Consider the following 15688-nt stretch of genomic DNA (forward strand, 5'->3'; position numbering starts at 1 on the left):
CGGCCCGATCATCTGAAGTCCGGCTCATCGAGGCTGGACCTCGCCGGAATGGGAGACGGGGTGCAACGCGCCGCCTGTCCAGGTCCGGACGGAGACGATTACAATGGGCACGCGCTCCCTTTTCGCCGCCACGGTTCTCGCGATGGGCATGGGCTTCGCCACGTGCGGCGGCGCCAGCGCCGGCAACCCGTTCGACAGCGGGCCGATCGCCGACTTCATGAACATTTTCAAGGAGCAGGCGATCCCGCGCGAGACGGTTGCGTGGAAGGGGGCGGAGAAGCCCGGCACCATCGTGGTTTCGACGAGTCAGCGGCGGCTCTACTATGTGCTCGGCGGTGGCCAGGCTGTGCGCTACGGGGTCGGGGTGGGCCGTCAGGGCTTCTCCTGGTCCGGCCAGAAGTCGGTGACGATGAAGAAGGAATGGCCGGCTTGGCGCCCTCCGGCGCAGATGCTGGCGCGGCGGCCCGACCTGCCTCGCTTCATGGCCGGCGGCCAGGACAACCCCCTTGGCGCACGGGCGATGTATCTCGGCTCCTCGCTCTACCGTATCCACGGCTCCAACGAGCCGGAGACCATGGGCGCCGCCGTCTCGTCGGGCTGCATCCGCATGACCAACAAGGATGTGGTCGACCTCTACGACCGGGTGAAGGTCGGCACGAAGGTGATCGTGCGCAACTAAAAGACCCATCCGCCTCCCGCCGGCATCCGGTCGGTCGCGACCGGACGGAGGAGAGAACGGAATGATCTTCGGTGTCGACATCAGCCTCGTCGCGGGCCTGTTCGCGGTGGCCGTGGCGGCCGGGTGTGTCGATGCCATCGCGGGCGGCGGCGGCCTCATCACGGTGCCGGCCCTGCTCCTCTCCGGGCTCGATCCGGTGAGCGCCATCGCCACCAACAAGCTTCAGGGCAGTGCGGGGGCCGTCTCATCGACCATCGCCTTCGCGCGACGGGGCCACATCCATTGGCCGGCGGCCTGGAAGATCGCGCTCGCCGCCGGTCTTGCCTCGATCGGCGGTGCGCTCTGCGTCAGCTTACTGCCGCGCCCCGTCCTCGACGCGGCCGTTCCTGTGCTGCTGATCGGGATCGCGTTCTATTTCGCCTTCGCCCGGCGGATGAGCAGCGAGGACGCGGCGGCGCGGATGCGGCCCGGCCTGTTCGCGCTCACCTGGGCGCCCGCCGTCGGCTTCTACGACGGCGTGTTCGGCCCGGGCGCCGGCGCGTTCTACATGATCGGGTTCGTGACGCTCCTCGGCCTCGGCGTGGTGCGCGCCACCGCCCATACCAAGCTCGCCAATGCCGCCAGCAACCTCGGCAGCCTCGCCCTGTTCGCGGCCTCGGGCCATGTGGTCTGGACCATCGGCATCGCCATGGCCTTCGGAGCCTTCATCGGGGCACAGATCGGCTCGATCCTGGCGATCCGCCTCGGTGCGAAGCTGATCCGGCCGCTGCTGGTCACCATCGCCTGCGCGATGGCGATCCGGTTGCTGTCGAACCCCGAGAACCCGCTGCGGCAAGCCGTGATGGGACTGTTCGCCGGGAGCTGAGAGCGGGCGTCAGCGCGGCATGAAGGCCCAGTAATCCAAGTCGAGGATCACGGCGGGGTCGTAGCCGTCGCCGGTCTTGTCCGGGTGGGCGCCGCAGGGCTGGTTCTTGGTAGCCACGGTACGCAGGCGCAGGGCGCCGATATCGGAACGGCCGGGAAGCTCTGCGGCTTCAAGCACTTCACTCCAGGCATAGACGGTATCCCCGGCAAAGAGCGGTGCCACATGGCGTCCGGCATTGATGCCAGCCAGCGCGAAGGCGTTGCCGAGGCCGTTGAAGCTGAGCGCGCGCGCGAGCGAGATCACGACGCCGCCATAGATCAGGCGCCGGCCGAAGCGCGTATCCTTCGCAGCGAATCCGTCGAAATGCACCTTTGCGGTGTTCTGGTAGAGGCGCGTGGCGATCTGGTGCTCGGCCTCCTCGACGGTCATGCCATCGACATGGTCGATCTTCTCGCCGACCACGTAATCGCCGAAGCGGTGCGGAGAGCCGGCAAGGTCGAGATCGTAGGCGCCGACGTTCAGCGGCGGCAGGGCGCCGGCGAGATCGGCCGGATCGACGACCTTGGCGAAGGTCGGGACGTGCTCCTGCTCGATCTTCGCCTCGGGATCGCGCTTCTTCACCAGCACCCAGCGACAATAGCTCAGAACCGTCTCGCCGTTGGCGTCGGACCCGGTGGAGCGGACGTAGACCACGCCGGTCTGGCGGTTCGAGCTTTCCTTGAGGCCGATGACCTCGGAGACCGTGGACAGGGTCTCGCCGGGATAGACCGGCCGGCGGAAGCCGCCCTCGGCGTAGCCGAGATTGGCGAGTGCGTTCAAGGAGATGTCCGGCACCGTCTTGCCGAACACGACATGGAAGGTGAGCAGGTCGTCGAGCGGGCTCTGCGGGTAGCCGATCGCCTTGGCGAAAGCATCCGAGGACTGCACCGCGAAGCGTGGCCCGTAGAGCGATGTGTAGAGCGCGACGTCACCGCTCGTCACCGTGCGTGGTGTGGCATGGCGGATGGTCTCGCCGAGGCGGTAATCCTCGAAGAATCGGCCGGGATTGGTCTTCATCTCTTGGTCGTCCCTCGGAGTGTTTCTTGTGCCTTCAGCGCGGCGCGGCCTCAGCCGCCATAGACGACGGTCTGGGGCGGAATGACCTCGTGCAGGAGGCGGCTCACGAAGAGCAGCAGGAGCACGAGGACGATCGGCGACAGGTCGATGCCGCCCAGATTGGGCAGGATGCTGCGGATCGGGCGAAGGACCGGCTCGGTCAGCCGATACAGCACCTCACCGATCTGGGAGACGATCGGGTTGCGCACGTTGACCACGTTGAAGGCCACGAGCCAGCTCAGCACGGCGCTGGCGATGAGCACATAGATGAAGAGCTGCACGACGGTGTCGAAGAGCCAGAGAAGAGCATACATGCGCGGTCTGATGTCCTCGTTCGCCCCGCCTTGTCAGGCTCGGGTCTAACGTCGGGAATTCCGGAATTGACAGGTCGAGGTACGCGCGCCTACAAGGCCGGCACCTCGGAACGGGGCTGTAGCTCAGATGGGAGAGCGCCGCAATCGCACTGCGGAGGTCAGCGGTTCGATCCCGCTCAGCTCCACCAGGTTTCTTTCAAGTCCCTGGTGAACAACGATCTTGTGACGATCGTGGCGCGCGTCATCGCCACCGCCACGAGACGGTGGTTTCAACCGCCATCGGACGTCGCTTCGAGCGCCATCCGACCCCCCTTTCCCTGAAAGCGTCCCCTGCCGGATGGCGGTGGCCCGTACCGGTGCGAGACCTGCTCAGGACGCCGCGGATCGGCACAGGGCCGTGCCGTCGCGGATCATGAAATTCACCAGCGTCGGGGAGACGCCGTTCTCGCGGGCGAGGACGGTCTGCGGCACGCCGTCGATCCTGTGGGCGAGGAAGACCCGGCGGGTGCGCTCCGACGTCGTCTCCAGTGCGGCCAGGGCGGCCTTCAGGGCCTGGCATTGTTCGAGACGATCCTGAGGGCAGGCGCAGGGAGCGGCGACGGCCTCGGCCAGTTCGTCCGGCACGAAGCGGCAGCGCTCGCGCAAGGTCCGGCGCGCCCAGTCGATGGCGGCGTTCCGCACCATCCGCCGCAGGTAAGGCACCGGCGCCTCGATGCGGCGGCCCTGCCGCAGGTCGGCGGCCGGCTCCTCGCAAAGCTTGAGCACCACCTCCTGCACCACGTCCTCGGCCGCCGAGCGATCGTGCAGGATCTGCGTCGCGTAGGCGACCAGGCCCGATTGTTCGGCGACGAGAACGGCCAGGAGCGGAGCGTCGATGTCGCGGCGCGTCTCGTGCGTATGTCGTTGTCCCATGGACGACCTTCTTCGAATGTGCAGGCCAGGACGAAACCGGGCGAAGCCACCCCGCCGCGCCAAACAGCCGGGCAAGTGCCACCCCCACCTCAGATAACGAGGCTAAAGTGGGAAATTTCGCAGACTTACAAGGGCGCTTTTGTCAGAAAATATTTGAATTAGAAGTCTTCTAAACTCGTATCGGATAGTCGAGAATCACGGTTTGGTGGAGATTTAGGCTCGCTGGGAAGGACTTATGCTGCCGGAAGACACCGCACCCGCCCGAATCGCGGCTTTGCATGGCCGCGGATCATCCATTGCATGAGCGGCGACATCTTCGGATCGTGATCGGTTGTATCGAGAATACCTTACCCGCAACGCGTTAGATAGACCGTGTGAGGTGAGGACGCGGACCGGACGGTGCCGGGTCGTCCGGCCGCGCCGCGCGCGATCGGCGGGAGTTTCGTGCGCGCCACTAAATTTACCGCGCCGCCGGTCGTCCTCACCCAAAAGGGCGTCCCGCCTCGCGGATGCCTGTTCCAGCCAACGACGAGACGCGATGCTCCGGACGACAGCACCCTTTCGATGCGGCGAGGCGATGGGCCGTCCCCTCGAAGTCTATCGCGACGGCGACCGGCTCAGCGTCGTGGCGGAAGGCCGGGTCGGTCTCCGCCTGCGCCTCAAGGGGGGAGCCGGCCCGCATCTCTCCATCGAGGAGCCGGTGAGACCCGACCCGAGAGACGTCCTCGCCAGTGTCACGGCAGCCTTCGAGATGGTCTCGGCGACCCATCCCGAGGCCTGGTGGATCGGGCTCGATCCCGCGAGCTTCGCCGGCCTCGCCGATCCGCTGATGGAACGCGGCCTCGCCGTGCGGGAGGGAGACGGCCTCGGCGTCGATCCGACGATGCTGTGGCAGCGCCCCGAGCCCTGGCTCGCCAACCTCGCAGCGCGCGATTTTCCGGCGCGGCCGGTGATGAGCGGCGGCAAGCGCCATCCGCAACGGCCGCCGAAGCCCAAGGGCGTGATCTATTCCCGCTTCATCCCCTGGCTCGGACAGGCCGTAGCGTTCCGCGCCGCCACAATCGACGACGTCGATACCCTGCATCGCTGGTTCAACGATCCGGTGGTCGATGCCGCCTGGGGCGAGGCCGGCGCGCGCGACAAGCACGAGGCCTATCTCGCCGGCCTCATCGCCGATCCGCACATGATCCCGCTGATCGGGACGATCGGCGGCGAGCCGTTCGGCTATTTCGAGATCTACTGGGCCAAGGAGAACCGCCTCGCCCCGTTCTACGACGTGCAGGATTACGATCGCGGCTGGCATGTCCTGATCGGCGAGAGCCGGTTTCGCGGGAAGGCCTACATCTCGGCCTGGCTGCCCTCGCTCATGCACGCGCTCTTCCTCGACGACCCGCGCACGGAGCGGATCGTCGGCGAGCCCAAGGCCGACCATGTCCAGCAATTGCGCAACCTGGAACGGTCGGGCTTCGCGCGGATCAAGACCTTCGATTTCCCGCACAAGCGCGCGGCCCTGGTGATGCTCCTGCGCGAGCGCTTCTTCTGCGAGCGGCTGTGGTCGCCGGCGGGCGGGATTCCCGCTTCGCCGGAGGCCGGATCGCAGCCCGCGCCCTGACGGGCCGCGTCAGCGGGAGGCGAGATAGGCGCGCCAGCCGCCGTGGACTGTGATGTCCTCGGCGCCCGCCACCGCATGGGCCTCGCACAAGAACCCGGAGACGTCCGAGCCGTCCTCCAGGGTGAGCTTGCCGATGCCGAGGGGGGCGGGGATCGCGGCGGTGAAGCGGCCGAAGCCCGCCGGGGGCAGGGCCCAGATCTCGACCTCCAGCCCGCCGCCGGCAAAGCCCGGCTCGTGGACCAGGCCGGGCTTGGCCGGCCGGGTGCCGGGCAGGGCGTAGAGGCGGTACGCGCCCGAGGTCCGCGCCGCCCGCAGCTTCCTGCCGCCGAGATCGGTGAGCTGGTGGTTGAGGGGCAGGCCCGTGAGATGGGCGCCCACCACCGCGATGGCGATCTCGTCCGCCTCCGGGGCCGGCACCCGGCTCGCCTCGGGCAGGGTCGCGCCGCGCGCGATCCCCATTCCGCACTCCGCCGCGCGGTGGAGCGCGTCGGCCCAGTGGCCCAAAGCCTCGTCGCTGAAGCCGGGGCCGACGAGCGTCACGCCGCCGGGCAATCCATCGGCGCCGAAGCCTCCGGGCACCGCGATCGCGGCGAGGCCGAGGAGGTTGGCGAAGTTGGTGTAATGCCCGAAATGGCTGTTGAGGCGGATCGGGTCGGCCCGCATCTCCTCCACCGTGTAGGTGGTGGGGGAGGTCGGCAGGAGCAGGATGTCGACCTCCGCCCAGGTCGCCTCGGTGCGCCGCCGCAGGGCCTCGAACGCGTAGCGCCCCTCGAACGCGTCGACGGCGCTGTAGCCCTTGGCGGACTCGACGATGCTCCTCACGCTCGGGTCGAGGGCGTCGGCGTTCCCGGCGAAGAACCCGGCGATGGCGGCCAGGCGCTCGGCGACCCACGGCCCGTTATAGAGCAGGGTCGCGATCTCGCGGAACGGCGCGTAATCGAACGGCACCGCCACGGCGCCCAGCGCTTCGAGGCGGGCGATGGCCGCATCGTAGAGCGCCTCGCGCTCGGCATCGCCGTAGAACTCGCGTTCGGCCGGAATCGGCACGCCGAAGCGCAGGCCCCGGGCGGGGAGGGAATGCGGCACCGCCCGCCGCGAGAACGGATCGGCGGCATCGTAACCTTCCGCGATGCGGCGGATCGCGAGACCGTCGCCGACGGTCGCCGCGAAGATGCTGATGCAGTCGAGGCTGCGGCAGGCGGGGACGAGGCCCGTCGTGCTGAACAGGCCCGGCGTCGGCTTGATCCCCACGAGGTTGTTGAACATCGCCGGCACGCGGCCGGAACCGGCCGTGTCGGTGCCCAGCGAAAAGCTTGCGAGCCCCGCCGCCACGGCGACGGCCGAGCCGGAGCTAGACCCGCCCGAGACATGGGCGGCGCTGAACACGCTGCGCGGCGCGCCGTAGGGCGAGCGGGTGCCGTTGAGGCCGGTGGCGAACTGGTCGAGATTGGTCTTACCCGTACAGAACGCACCCGCCGCCTTGAGGCGCGCCACCACCTCGGCATCCGCTTTCGCATCGTAGGCGAAGGCCGCGCAGGCCGCCGTCGTCGGCAGGCCGGCGACGTCGATATTGTCCTTCACCGCGAAGGGCACGCCCCAGAGCGGCAGGGAGTTCGGCTCGGGGTGGCGCGCCATCAGGTCCCGCGCCGCGCTCACCAATGCCTCCCGGTCGAGGGCGGTGATGAAGATGGCGGGGTCCGTCGACGCCTCCATCCTTTCGGCGACGGCCTCAGCAACGGTGACGGGAGTGGCACGGCCCGACGCGTAAAGGGCGCGCAGGGTCGACAGGTCGAGGATGGTCGGCAGCATGTCGGTCGGCTCTCTCACCTGCCCTCAGCAGGTTTCGCAAAAGTGGTGACCGGTTTTGCGAAACAAAACCTGCGTCATTTCAATGGCCTAAGCAGGTTCGCGTTGGCTTGCTAACGCGAACCTGCTTAGATCTCCTGGAGGATGGCGACGAGATCGCCGCCGCGCAGGGTGCGGCCCGGCTTCACCCGGACCTCACGCACGATTCCCGCCACCGGGGCGGACACGGCGATCTCCATCTTCATCGATTCGAGGATCGCCACCGTCTCGCCGGACGCGACGCTCTGGCCTTCCTCGACCAGCACCTTCCAGACATTGCCCGGCACGGTGGTCGGCACGCCCACATGGCCGGCCGGCACCGCATCCTCCTCGCCCACGGGCGCGCCCTCGTCGGCGACGAAACTGTCGAGCCCCTCATCCTGCCAGCGCTGCCGCTCGGTCTCGAAGGCGGTCTGCTGGCGCAGCTTGGCCTGCGTGATCTCGACGGCGTTGCGGGCGAGCTCGGCCCGGTGCTCGGCATAGGAGAACGTGCCCTCCTCAATGGTCAGCGGGTAGGCCCCGTGCGGGAAGGCGGCGCGCGCCTCCGTCAGCTCGTCGTGGCTCACGGGGAAGAAGCGGATGCGGTCGAACGGGCGCAGCAGCCAGGGATGGCCGGGGACGAATTCCTTCGTCATCCGCCAGGTGTTCCAGATCTGGATGGTGCGGCCGAAGAGCTGGTACCCGCCCGGCCCCTCCATGCCGTAGATGCACATATAGGCGCCGCCGATGCCCACCGCGTTCTCCGGCGTCCAGGTGCGGGCGGGGTTGTACTTGGTGGTGACGAGGCGGTGGCGCGGGTCCACCGGCGTCGCCACCGGCGCGCCGAGATAGACGTCGCCCAGCCCCATCACGAGATAGCTCGCATCGAAGATGATGCGTTTTACGTCAGCTTCCGACTCCAAGCCGTTGATGCGGCGGATGAACTCGATGTTCGACGGGCACCAGGGCGCGTTGGGGCGCACAAGCTCCTGGTACTTGCGCATGGCGAGTTCGGCCTGGGGGTCGTTCCAGGACAGGGGCAGATGGACCACGCGGCTCGGCACCGTGACGTCCTCGACGGCGGGCAGGGCGGCCTCGATCTCGCGCAACTGCCCGAGGAGGCGGGAGCGTGGCAGCGTGGTGCCGTCGTAATGGATCTGGAGCGAGCGGATACCCGGCGTCAGGTCGATGAGACCGGGCAACCGCGCCTCGGCCACCGCTTCGGCCAGCAAGTGGACCCGCAGGCGGATGCCGATATCGAGGGCCATCGGCCCGTATTCGACCAGCAGGTTGTCGTCTCCCTGGCGGCGGTAGACCACCGGCACGGGACCGGAGGAGTCGGTGGCGAGGATGGGCGAGCCGGCGCGATCTTTCCCTCCCCCCAATCCAACGACCTCATCCTGAGGTGCCGCGCAAGCGGCCTCGAAGGAGGCCTCCAGGGGGCGCGGCGTTCTCTGGAGCCCTCCTTCGAGGCCTCCGCTACGCTCCGGCGCCTCAGGATGAGGATGTGGTTGGGACAGGACGAAGGAATCGTCCCCCGCCCGCTCCACCGCCGTGAACCGCACCGTATCCCCCGGCCGCAATTGCCCCATCTTCCACTGCTCGTCGCGGGCGATTACCGCCGGGCAGACGAAGCCGCCGAGACTCGGGCCGTCCGGCCCCAGGAGGATCGGCATGTCGCCGGTGAAGTCGATGGAGCCGATGGCGTAGGCGTTGTCGTGGAGGTTCGACGGGTGCAGCCCCGCCTCGCCGCCGTCGCTGCGCGCCCAGAGCGGGGTCGGGCCGACGAGGCGCACGCCGGTGCGGGCCGAGTTGAAGTGAACCTCGTAAGAGGCTGAGAACAGGTCCGAAATGTCCTCGTCCCGGAAGAAGTCCGGCGCGCCGTGCGGCCCGTAGACCACGCCGATCTCCCAGGCATGGGTGAGGGGCGCAGGCTCGGGCATCGAGGCTTCGACCTCGGGCGCATCGCCGAGGTGGAGGACGTCGCCGGCCTTCAAGACGCCGGTGGCGTGGCCGCCGAAGGCGCCGAGCGCGAAGGTCGCCCGCGAGCCGAGGACGACCGGCGCGGCGAAACCGCCGCGCAGGGCGAGGTAGCTGCGCTGGCCGGGGCCGGCGATGGCGCCGACGCTCAACGTCTGGCCGGGCTCGACCGCGAAAGCCTTCCCGTGAGGCTGCTCGACCCCGTCGAGGCGCGTGGTCATCGCGGCCCCGGCGAGGGCCACGGTGGCGGCGGCGTGGAACCGCAGGGTCGGCCCGGACACGGTGAGTTCCAGGGCGCAGGTATCGGGCGGGTTGCCCACGAGGGCGTTGGCGTCGCGGAACGAGCGCGCATCCATCGGTCCGCTCGGCGGCACGCCCACATGCCAGAGCCCGATGCGGCCGGGCAGTTCCTGCAGGCTCGATTGCGCGCCGGGAACCAGCACCTCGATGCTGCGCGGCGCATAGGGGAAGTCGCGCAACGCCGTGGTGGCGACCCGGCCCGAGGCGAAGAGCTCGGAACCGGCGATGGCGCGCAGATAATCGAGATTGGTCTCGATCCCCGACACCGCGCTGTCGTCGAGGGCCTGGCGCAAGGCGGCGAGCGCCGCCGGGCGATCCTCGCCCGTCACGATGATCTTGGCGAGCATCGGGTCGTAGTTCGTCGTGACCTCGGTGCCGGTCTCGATCCAGCCGTCGATCCGGGCCTCGGCGGGGAAGCGCACCTCGGTGAGGAGGCCGGCGCTCGGGGCGAAATTGGCGTGGGGGATCTCGGCATAGAGCCGCGCCTCCATGGCGGCACCCTGCGGGACCAGGGGGCCGGCGGCAGCGATCACGTCCTCGCCCGCCGCCTGGCGGATCATCCATTCGACGAGATCGATGCCGAACACCGCCTCGGTGACCGGATGCTCGACCTGGAGCCGGGTGTTCACTTCGAGGAAGGAGAAATCCTCGCGGACGGGATCGTAGATGTACTCCACCGTCCCCGCCGAGGCGTAGGCGACGCTCGTCCCCAAGGCCACCGAGGCCGCGTGGAGGCGTTCGCGCACGGCATCCGACAGGCCCGGCGCGGGGGTCTCCTCGATGACCTTCTGGTTGCGGCGCTGGAGCGAGCAGTCGCGCTCGCCCAGCGCCACCACGCGGCCCGCGCCGTCGCCGAAGATCTGCACCTCCACATGGCGCGCCTCGCCGACGAAGCGTTCGAGATAGACGCGGGCGTCGCCGAAGCTGGCGCGGGCCGTGCGCTCCACGCTGGTATAGTGCTCGCGGAGCTCGTCGGCCGAGGCGCAGAGGCGCATGCCGATGCCGCCGCCGCCCGCCGTACTCTTGAGCATCACCGGGTAGCCGATGGTCTCGGCGGATGCGATCGCCGCGTCGAGATCCGGCAGCAGGCCGGTGCCGGGCAGGAGGGGCACGCCGCTGGCCCGCGCGAGGTCGCGGGCGGTGTGCTTGAGGCCGAAGGCGCGCAGGTGTTCGGGTTTCGGGCCGATGAAGACGATGCCCTCGGCCGCCAGACGCTCGGCGAAGGCCACGTTCTCCGACAGGAATCCGTAGCCGGGATGGACGGCTTGCGCCCCCGTCGCCTTGCAGGCGGCGATCACGGCCTCGACGTTCAGGTAGCTCTCGGCCGCCGGCGCGGGGCCGAGGCGGACGGCCTCGTCCGCCTCCAGCACGCCGCGGGTGAACCGGTCGGCATCCGAGAAGACGGCCACGGAGGCCACACCCATGCGCCGGCAGGTGCGGGCGATCCGCCGGGCGATCTCGCCGCGATTGGCGATGAGGATCTTGCCGAACATCAGCGCGCGTCCCGAATGGAGACGTGGATCGGCGTCGGGTTGAAGCCGTTGCAGGGGTTGTTGATCTGCGGGCAGTTCGAGATCACGCAGATCACGTCCATCTCCGCCGTGACCTCGACGTAGTCGCCCGGCGAGGAGACGCCGTCGACGATGGCGAGCTCGCCGTTCTGCTCGATGGGCACGTTCATGAAGAAGTTGATGTTGGGCGGGATGTCGCGCTTGGAGAGACCGTATTTGGCGACTTCCAGGGCGAAATTCTCGCGGCAGGCATGGAGATAGCGGGTGGCGTGGCCGAAGCGCACGGTGTTGGCCTCGCAGGAGCAGGCCCCCGCCGAGGTGTCGTGCCGGCCGCAGGAATCGGCGGTGACGGTGGCCATCACCCGGCCCTCGTTGGAGACGAGGCGCGTGCCCGTCGTCACGTAGGCCGAGCCCTGGACGCGCAGGGTGTCCTGCGAGGAATAGCGCTCGCCCATGTCGCCGGCGCGGTAGAACAGGGTGTCCACCGCCTGGCAGCCGTCGGTGTCGGTGATGCGCAGAATCTGGCCCTTGCGCACGAGGCCGGACCAGGGCGCCTGGGCCGGCACGATTTCGTCAAGCAAGACCTCGTCGAGGAGAAGCTGGGTGTCGTCGGTCATGGTGCGTCCCCCCGTCAGAAGCCGATGGCGGCGTTGTTCTCGAAGCCGCGCACGGCCTCGATCGTGGCGTTGCGGCAGAGATCGTCCGCCGCCGGGACGGGCGCCCGGAAGCGGGTCACCACCACGGGGTTGGGCGCGTAATCCGGGTTCGGGTCGAGGGGGTGCGGGCAGTTGGAGAGGGTGACGAGGAGGTCGAGCTCGGCGCGCAGATCGACGAAGTCGCCCGCACGGCGGCCGGCCTCGTTCCAGGCGAAGCGCCCCTCCGCGCCCACGGAGACGGGGGCGAACAGCGTGATGCAGGCGGGGATGTCGCGCCGGTCGAGCCCCGCCTTGAGGGCGGCGAGGACGAGGTTGTCGCGAGTGTTGCGATGGGGGCCGCCCGCGTAGCGCGCGGCATTGGATTCGGCGTTGGAACCACCGACGAGCGCGTCGTGCGCACCGCAGGAATCCTCGATGAGCGAGAGCATCACCCGGCCCATGTCGGAGAACAGCACCCGGCCGCGCTGGAGGGCGGCGGTCCACTGCACCTTCACGGTGTCGGCGTAGTTCAGGCGTTCCGAGGTCTCGGCGGCGTTCCAGGCGACGAGGGCGACGCTGGACGGGCCATGATCGAGGCCGATCCGCAGGGCTTCGCCGGCATTGAGCTCGAAGGTGCGATACCAGCCGCCGGGAATGGTCTCGGTGTGGAGGATCGCCGCCTCGTCGAGGGGCAAGTCCCGCGAAGAGGGTGGGGGCAGGGCGCGCGGGGCATGCCCCTGCCCTTGCGCCTTCAGTTCCTCGTAGCGGCGCCGATTCTCGGCGATGATGCTGGCTGTGTCGGTCATGCCCGTCTCCTCAAGGCTGTTCTCCGGGTCGTCCCGGAAAAACAGCCCTGGCGCGGCCGGGTCGTCCCGGCGGGCATGCGTCGTTAGGGGTGCTGCTTAACCCGGCGGACCACCGAGTGTGAAGTACTTGCGCACCGGCTCCCTGACGTCCCAGGTGCCGGAGAAACCGGCGGGAGAGACGAAGGCGTCCCCCGCCCGGTAGGTCTTGGCGAGCCCGTCCCCGTCCGTGACCACCACCACCCCTTCGAGGATGTGCACGAACTCGTTCTGGGCGAACTCGATGTGCCATTTGCCCGGCTGGCAGGTCCAGGTTCCGGCCGAGAAGAGACCGTCGTCGCTCTGGTAGGCGACGCTCACCGTCTGGGCCGGATCGCCCGAGACGATCCGTCCCGGGTCCGGCCGGTAGGGCTTGCAGGGGCGGGGCGACCCGGCGAAATCCACGGTCCGGACGCCGCTGCCCATGCCGGTCACGAGCGTCCCCATCGACCGCGCGCCGATTCCGCCGAACAGGGCGAGCAACGGACCGCCGAACGTATGAAGCAGTCGCGCAATCTCCACCGAACCATCTCCCCCGCAACCGCATCCGCGGCCGGCCGAATCCCAGCCACCCTTGCGAATACCAATAATGACAGCGGGAGAGAAGCATGAGTGTGTTGAGAATCCGCTTCGAGTGAGGGTTAACGACAAGCAAGGTTCGTATCGGCACGCCAATGCTTCACCACGCCCGGGCCTTTGACGTGTCGCCGGTGTCACGATGCAAAACCGGCGACCACGTTTGTTGAGCCTGCCTAGAACAGATGGCTGTAGCGCTCGATCTCCCAGGCACTGACCGTGAGGTGATACTCCTCCCACTCGGCGCGCTTGTAGCGGATGAACTCGTCGCGGAGCGCCTTGCCCAGGGTCTTCTCCACCAACGGGTCGGCGGCAAAGGCGTCCACCGCCTCGGCGAGGGTCTGGGGCAGGAACTCGATGCCGCGCTCGGCGCGCTGGGCGTCGGTGAGGTCGTAGAGGTTGTCCTCGTTGGGAGCCCCCGGATCGATGCGCTCGCGCACGCCCTCCAGACCCGCCGCGAGGACCAGGGCGGCGGCGAGGTAGGGGTTCACCGCGCCGTCCGCGTTACGGCTCTCGCAGCGTCCGCCGCCGGCGGGCACGCGCACCGAATTGGTGCGGTTGTTCGAGCCGTAGGAGTTGAACACCGGCGCCCAGGAGAAACCGGCCATGGAGCCCTGGCGCACGAGGCGCTTGTAGCTGTTCACGGTGGGCGCGAAGGCGGCGCAGAGCGCTCGCCCGTGCTTCAGCACGCCGCCGATGAAGTGGTACCCGGTCTCGGTGAGGCCGAGGCCGCGCGGATCGTCCTTCGGGTCGCAGGCGAAGGCGTTCCTGCCCGTCTCCTTGTCGGAGAGGGACATGTTGAAATGCGCGCCATTGCCGGTGCGATCTGCAAAGGGTTTGGGCATCATCGTGGCGATGAGGCCTTCTTCCTTGGCATACTGCTTGGCCATCATGCGGAAGAAGGTGAGCCGGTCGCACATGGTCAGGGCGTCGGCATAGTTGAAATCGAACTCGAACTGGCCGCAGGCATCCTCGTGGTCGAAGGAATACAGGTCCCATCCGAGATCGTTGATCGTGGTGGCGACCTTGTCGAGCCAGGTGAAGTTGTCGACGAAGCCGCGCACGTCGTAGCAGGGCTTCACCAGCTTATCGTCGGGGATCGGCGTGTGCAGCGAGCCGTCCGCCTCCTGCTTGAGCAGGAAGATCTCGCATTCGATGCCGAGGTTGAAGCCGAAGCCCATGGCCTCGGCATCCTTCAGCACGGACTTCAGGGCAACGCGGGTGGAGAGCGGGTAGGGCTGGCCCTGGAAGGTGAGGTCGGCCGGGCACCAGGCCAGTTTCGATTCCCAGGGCAGCTGGATCAGCTGCGAGAAGTCCGGCACCGAGGCGAGCTCGTCCTCGTTCGGAGCCTGGCCGAGCCCGTCGAGGGCATAGCCGGTATAGCGCTCGGACCCCGCCGCCATCTGCGGCAGGTGGTCGACGGGCACCACCTTGGCCTTCTGTGCGCCGTGGATGTCGACATAGGCGCCGATGACGTATTTCACGCCCTTGGCGCGCAGGTCGTCCTGCAGCTTGGCAATGGCGGGATCGATTTCGGTGGCATGCGCCATCGGGCGGCTCCTTGGTTTTAAGCGGAAACGGAGAAGGAATGGGGCAGCGGCGGGGTCTCGGAGAGGCCCCGCAGGACGAGGGCGGACAGGTCCTCGACCATCCAGCCGAACAGACGCTCCCCGTCTTCGAGGCTCGCCTGCGAGGGACGTCCGGTGACGCCGTTCAGGCTCGTCCGGTTGACCGGATGGGAGAAGACGAGCCCCTCCGTCCGGTCGGGATCGTCCGCATCGGCGATGCGGTCCGGGCGCACGAGATCGGGCGCCACCGCCATCATCAGCGCGGTCTCGGCGGCGTTGGCGTGCCAGTCGTCGGCATCGGCGAAATGCGCGGCGCGGACGCGCTCGCTCACCGTGGCGGAATTCACCAGGGCGACCATGAGGTCGTCATGGGCGGCGCGCAGCATCTCCAGGGCACAGCGCAGGGGCGCGGCGTTGGTGACGTGGGCGTTGACGATGAACAGCCGGCGGACGCCCGACTGGTAGGCCGAGGTGCCGATCTGGGCCACGAGCCGCGTCATCATCACGGGATCGAGGGTGATGGTGCCCGGCCAGCGCCGGCTGTGCCCGAGGGAACAGCCATAGGGCAGGGTGGGGAGCACCGGCACGCGGGTCCGCGCCGAGACCGCATGGGTCAGGGCCTCGGCCAGGACGAAATCCATGCCGGTGCCGAGATGCGGCCCATGCTGCTCGGTGGCCCCCACCGGCAGGATCGCGGCATGGGCGACGGCGGCGAGGTCGCCGGGGATCTCGTCCCAGGTGCGGTTCGCCCAGAGGAGGGGGGAAGGGGCGGTCATGGCCGGGATGCCTGAAGGACGAGGAAGTGGTCGCGGCCCCCTCTCCCCGCCGGGCGGGGAGAGGCCCGCAGGCACCCCGTCGTGCCGGCGGGTAGCGCAGGCGAAGCCGAAGCGAGGGTGAGGGGGTGTCGACGGATGAGGCTCAACCGGAACCGCCCCCTCACCGTCGGCTGCCGCCTCGCTTCCTGCCCCGGCAAGG

At 68.7% G+C, this 15688-nt stretch carries 13 protein-coding genes and 1 tRNA gene; 4 read left to right on the plus strand and 10 right to left on the minus strand.

Features of this window, described 5'->3' with window-relative positions; all coding sequences use genetic code 11:
- The first annotated feature begins 142 nt into the window (after positions 1-142).
- Together ASF08_RS03525 and ASF08_RS03530 are read left to right on the plus strand one after the other, a co-directional pair.
- Complete coding sequence (locus ASF08_RS03525; protein ID WP_051074377.1) at positions 143-679, plus strand: L,D-transpeptidase; 537 nt, start codon at positions 143-145, stop codon at positions 677-679.
- Positions 680-740: 61 nt separating this feature from the next.
- Positions 741-1544, plus strand: a complete 804-nt coding sequence (locus ASF08_RS03530; RefSeq protein ID WP_056141441.1) for a TSUP family transporter — start codon at positions 741-743, stop codon at positions 1542-1544.
- 9 nt (positions 1545-1553) lie between these two features.
- Here ASF08_RS03530 and ASF08_RS03535 read toward each other — a convergent pair whose 3' ends face one another.
- Together ASF08_RS03535 and ASF08_RS03540 are read right to left on the minus strand one after the other, a co-directional pair.
- Entirely contained in the window at positions 1554-2600 is a 1047-nt protein-coding gene (locus tag ASF08_RS03535) for a MaoC family dehydratase (RefSeq protein WP_056141443.1), read from the minus strand.
- 50 nt (positions 2601-2650) lie between these two features.
- On the minus strand, positions 2651-2953 hold the full coding sequence (locus tag ASF08_RS03540; protein WP_018043061.1) for a YggT family protein: 303 nt from the start codon (positions 2951-2953) through the stop codon (positions 2651-2653).
- 112 nt (positions 2954-3065) lie between these two features.
- Here ASF08_RS03540 and ASF08_RS03545 point away from each other — a divergent pair.
- A tRNA-Ala gene (locus ASF08_RS03545) sits at positions 3066-3141 on the plus strand.
- Between the two features lie 181 nt (positions 3142-3322).
- Here ASF08_RS03545 and ASF08_RS03550 read toward each other — a convergent pair.
- Positions 3323-3865, minus strand: a complete 543-nt coding sequence (locus tag ASF08_RS03550) for a sigma-70 family RNA polymerase sigma factor (RefSeq protein ID WP_018043062.1) — start codon at positions 3863-3865, stop codon at positions 3323-3325.
- Between the two features lie 577 nt (positions 3866-4442).
- On the opposite strand from ASF08_RS03550, the gene ASF08_RS03555 reads away from it, so the two are divergent.
- On the plus strand, positions 4443-5477 hold the full coding sequence (locus ASF08_RS03555) for a GNAT family N-acetyltransferase (protein WP_056141445.1): 1035 nt from the start codon (positions 4443-4445) through the stop codon (positions 5475-5477).
- A gap of 9 nt (positions 5478-5486) precedes the next feature.
- On the opposite strand, the gene atzF is transcribed toward ASF08_RS03555, so the two are convergent.
- The 7 genes from atzF to ASF08_RS03590 all read right to left on the minus strand — a co-directional run bounded on the left by atzF (position 5487) and on the right by ASF08_RS03590 (position 15489).
- Positions 5487-7286 carry an allophanate hydrolase gene (gene atzF / locus ASF08_RS03560; protein WP_056141448.1) on the minus strand — a complete coding sequence of 600 codons (1800 nt, stop codon included), beginning with the start codon at positions 7284-7286 and terminating at the stop codon, positions 5487-5489.
- 125 nt (positions 7287-7411) lie between these two features.
- On the minus strand, positions 7412-11074 hold the full coding sequence (gene uca, locus ASF08_RS03565; protein WP_056141451.1) for an urea carboxylase: 3663 nt from the start codon (positions 11072-11074) through the stop codon (positions 7412-7414).
- Positions 11074-11709: an urea amidolyase associated protein UAAP2 gene (locus ASF08_RS03570; protein WP_056141454.1), complete on the minus strand. Its 636-nt coding sequence runs from the start codon at positions 11707-11709 to the stop codon at positions 11074-11076. Before ASF08_RS03570 ends, uca begins: the two co-directional genes overlap by 1 nt.
- Before the next feature lie 14 nt (positions 11710-11723).
- A complete protein-coding gene (locus ASF08_RS03575; RefSeq protein ID WP_056141457.1) occupies positions 11724-12533 on the minus strand; it encodes an urea amidolyase associated protein UAAP1 in 810 nt (269 codons plus the stop codon).
- Between the two features lie 96 nt (positions 12534-12629).
- Positions 12630-13091: a cupin domain-containing protein gene (locus ASF08_RS03580; RefSeq protein WP_238254073.1), complete on the minus strand. Its 462-nt coding sequence runs from the start codon at positions 13089-13091 to the stop codon at positions 12630-12632.
- A gap of 230 nt (positions 13092-13321) precedes the next feature.
- Positions 13322-14695, minus strand: coding sequence for a type III glutamate--ammonia ligase (gene glnT / locus ASF08_RS03585; protein WP_056141460.1), 1374 nt, complete (start codon positions 14693-14695; stop codon positions 13322-13324).
- Between the two features lie 17 nt (positions 14696-14712).
- Positions 14713-15489 carry a creatininase family protein gene (locus tag ASF08_RS03590; protein ID WP_056141464.1) on the minus strand — a complete coding sequence of 259 codons (777 nt, stop codon included), beginning with the start codon at positions 15487-15489 and terminating at the stop codon, positions 14713-14715.
- Between the last annotated feature and the right edge of the window lie 199 nt (positions 15490-15688).

Source organism: Methylobacterium sp. Leaf85, from assembly GCF_001422125.1.
Classification (GTDB): domain Bacteria; phylum Pseudomonadota; class Alphaproteobacteria; order Rhizobiales; family Beijerinckiaceae; genus Methylobacterium; species Methylobacterium bullatum.

Bases quoted from the DNA above. Each gene is read 5' to 3' on its own strand.
- ASF08_RS03525 (WP_051074377.1), top strand. From the start codon at position 143: ATGGGCATGGGCTTCGCCACGTGCGGCGGCGCCAGCGCCGGCAACCCG.
- ASF08_RS03530 (WP_056141441.1), top strand. From the start codon at position 741: ATGATCTTCGGTGTCGACATCAGCCTCGTCGCGGGCCTGTTCGCGGTG.
- ASF08_RS03535 (WP_056141443.1), bottom strand. From the start codon at position 2,600: ATGAAGACCAATCCCGGCCGATTCTTCGAGGATTACCGCCTCGGCGAG.
- ASF08_RS03540 (WP_018043061.1), bottom strand. From the start codon at position 2,953: ATGTATGCTCTTCTCTGGCTCTTCGACACCGTCGTGCAGCTCTTCATC.
- ASF08_RS03550 (WP_018043062.1), bottom strand. From the start codon at position 3,865: ATGGGACAACGACATACGCACGAGACGCGCCGCGACATCGACGCTCCG.
- ASF08_RS03555 (WP_056141445.1), top strand. From the start codon at position 4,443: ATGGGCCGTCCCCTCGAAGTCTATCGCGACGGCGACCGGCTCAGCGTC.
- atzF (WP_056141448.1), bottom strand. From the start codon at position 7,286: ATGCTGCCGACCATCCTCGACCTGTCGACCCTGCGCGCCCTTTACGCG.
- uca (WP_056141451.1), bottom strand. From the start codon at position 11,074: ATGTTCGGCAAGATCCTCATCGCCAATCGCGGCGAGATCGCCCGGCGG.
- ASF08_RS03570 (WP_056141454.1), bottom strand. From the start codon at position 11,709: ATGACCGACGACACCCAGCTTCTCCTCGACGAGGTCTTGCTTGACGAA.
- ASF08_RS03575 (WP_056141457.1), bottom strand. From the start codon at position 12,533: ATGACCGACACAGCCAGCATCATCGCCGAGAATCGGCGCCGCTACGAG.
- glnT (WP_056141460.1), bottom strand. From the start codon at position 14,695: ATGGCGCATGCCACCGAAATCGATCCCGCCATTGCCAAGCTGCAGGAC.
- ASF08_RS03590 (WP_056141464.1), bottom strand. From the start codon at position 15,489: ATGACCGCCCCTTCCCCCCTCCTCTGGGCGAACCGCACCTGGGACGAG.